We start from the raw sequence: 2,428 nt of genomic DNA on the forward strand, positions 1-2,428 counted from the left end.
GTTAAGAGTGCTCTTGATGCAAGCAAACCGTCAAATGAAGTTGACAGTAGGATTGATTTTGCTAAAGATAAACTTAAAACCGCTAAAAAAGCATATGATTCACTTTAAATTATTTTCTTTTTCTCTTTTTTTTATTGGGCAGATATTCAAGTCCCACGACATACATTTCGGAACTCTTTTTACGTGATGATGGAGGCTTTGTTGTTCTGACATGCCTGAATTTTCCCTTAAGCGAATCTAGCATATTCTTGTATTCTGGACCCTGAAACACCTTCATGACAAGATTGCCCTTTTCTTCCAGGATGTTTTCGGCTATTTCGATTACAACGTTCACCAGATCAATTGACCTGAGCTGGTCGATATTCTTGATTCCTGAAAGTGAGGGAGATGCATCGGACATGACAACCTTTGCCTTTCCGCCAATGATTTCCATTATTTTTTCCTGAACTTCAGTTGTTGTAAAATCACCTCTTATTCCATAGTAATTTTCTTCATGGAACTTTTTGAAGCGGTTTAAATCAACTCCAACAACGATTCCCTCTTCACCAACCTTTTCCAGAGCCACCTGTGACCATCCGCCGGGTGCGGCTCCAAGGTCAACTACGGTATTTCCCTCTTTTATGATTTTATATTTTTTATCGAGCTGTTTGAGTTTGTATGATGCTCTTGAGCGGTAATCTTCTTTCTTAGCTTTTTTGTGATAAGGGTCCTTATGTTTTTCCATTTGCCATTTGCTTCCCATTTCAATCCCTCTTATATTGGTTAAAATCCAAGGCACTGCATACCGGTGAGCCAATTTTAATGATTTCGACATCAACTTCCTTATTGTTGACTTCAAGAAGCATAACGGTTCTGTCTGCAAGCCGTGGAACAACTGGACTTCCCGGATTTAAAAGCAGGATTCCGTCTTTCTGCTCTATTTTTGGCTGATGGGAGTGGCCTGAAACTAGTATGTCCACATTCAATTCCTTGGCGAGATAGACCAGCTGGTCACTGTCTGCTCTAGGATAGACCTCACCATGTATAACTCCAATTTTTAAATCTTCTATTTCAATGATCTTTGCTTTTGGCAGGTCAATTCCATTGGCTCGGTCCATATTTCCCTGAACTGCCATGACTGGAGCTATTTCTTCAAGTTCATCAATAACTTTTAGGGAGGTCAGGTCACCAGCATGCAATATTAATTCCACATCATTAAATGCATCAATTACTTTTTGAGGCAATATTCTTGCTCTGTCTGGTATATGGGTGTCTGAGATTAAACCAATCAACATTTTTTTCAATCCTTAATTATTAAGTAATATTTTGTTTATTATTATTTTTAAAATTAATTAAAAAAACTTTATTAATTGTTAAAAATATATTTATATATATCGTTCTTTTAGGAGAAGATAAAATGGGAGAAGTTAAAAAGGAAGATATTTTAGATATTTTGGCTAAATACGACAAAAGTGAAATCACAATAGCTACTCTCGGAAGCCACACTTCTTTACATATTTTGCAAGGTGCTAAAGAAGAAGGATTTAGAACCGCTATCGTCTGTGAAAAGGGTAGAGAAGTTCCATATCAAAGATTTGGAGTTGCCGATGAATACATTATAGTTGATGAATTCAAAGATATTGTAAATGAAGATGTTCAGGAACAGCTTCGTGCAATGAATGCAATCGTTGTGCCTCATGGATCTTTTGTCGCATATGCTGGTCTTGACAATGTTGAAGACAAATTTAATGTCCCGATGTTTGGAAACAGAGATGTACTTAGGTGGGAAGCTGAAAGGGACAAAGAAAGAGCATTGCTTGTTGAGGGGGATGTCAGGATTCCTTTCAAATATAATGATCCTTCAGAAATTGACCGCCCTGTAATGGTTAAATTCCCAGGCGCAAGAGGTGGAAGAGGTTACTTTGTAGCATCATCTACCGAAGAATTTGATGCAAAAATTGAAGCCATGAAAGCTCGTGGATGGTTAGAGGACAGTGATGTGGAAGCTGCACACATTGAAGAATATGTTTCTGGCTGTAATTACTGTATACACTATTTCTATTCCGCACTTGATGATAAAGTTGAATTGATGGGTATGGATACAAGATATGAATCCAGTATTGACGGTTTTGTAAGGATGCCTGCAAAAGATCAATTGGACATTGATTTAAGTCCTTCTTATGTTGTAACCGGTAACCACCCAGCTGTAATACGTGAATCATTGCTTCCACAGGTATTCGACATTGCGGATAAGTTAACTGAAAGTGCTAAAAAATTAGTTGCTCCAGGATTAAACGGTCCGTTCTGTATGCAAACATTAGTAAATGATAATTTGGAAGTAATCTGTTTTGAAATCAGTGCAAGAACTGACGGTGGAACAAACACATTTATGGATGGTTCTCCTTACTCCTACTTAACTTATGGCAAACCAATGAGTATGGGTAGAAGA

The 2,428-nt window shown here is 37.6% G+C and carries 3 protein-coding genes; 1 reads left to right on the forward strand and 2 read right to left on the reverse strand.

What is annotated here, in order from left to right; translation table 11 throughout:
* Positions 1-109: 109 nt before the first annotated feature.
* Both ACJMLO_RS03585 and ACJMLO_RS03590 read right to left on the reverse strand, forming a co-directional pair.
* Positions 110-742, reverse strand: a complete 633-nt coding sequence (locus tag ACJMLO_RS03585) for an RlmE family RNA methyltransferase (RefSeq protein ID WP_405293996.1) — start codon at positions 740-742, stop codon at positions 110-112.
* Position 743: 1 nt separating this feature from the next.
* Entirely contained in the window at positions 744-1,283 is a 540-nt protein-coding gene (locus tag ACJMLO_RS03590) for a metallophosphoesterase (protein ID WP_405293998.1), read from the reverse strand.
* A gap of 113 nt (positions 1,284-1,396) precedes the next feature.
* On the opposite strand from ACJMLO_RS03590, the gene ACJMLO_RS03595 reads away from it, so the two are divergent.
* Positions 1,397-2,428 (forward strand): formate--phosphoribosylaminoimidazolecarboxamide ligase (locus ACJMLO_RS03595; protein ID WP_405294000.1); only part of this gene is annotated, 1,032 nt, incomplete at its 3' end.

The sequence above is a fragment of the Methanobrevibacter sp. genome, from assembly GCF_045120835.1.
In the GTDB taxonomy this organism is placed as follows: Archaea; Methanobacteriota; Methanobacteria; order Methanobacteriales; family Methanobacteriaceae; genus Methanocatella.

Coding starts and splice junctions, on each gene's coding strand:
- ACJMLO_RS03585 (WP_405293996.1), bottom strand. CDS start 742: ATGGGAAGCAAATGGCAAATGGAAAAACATAAGGACCCTTATCACAAA.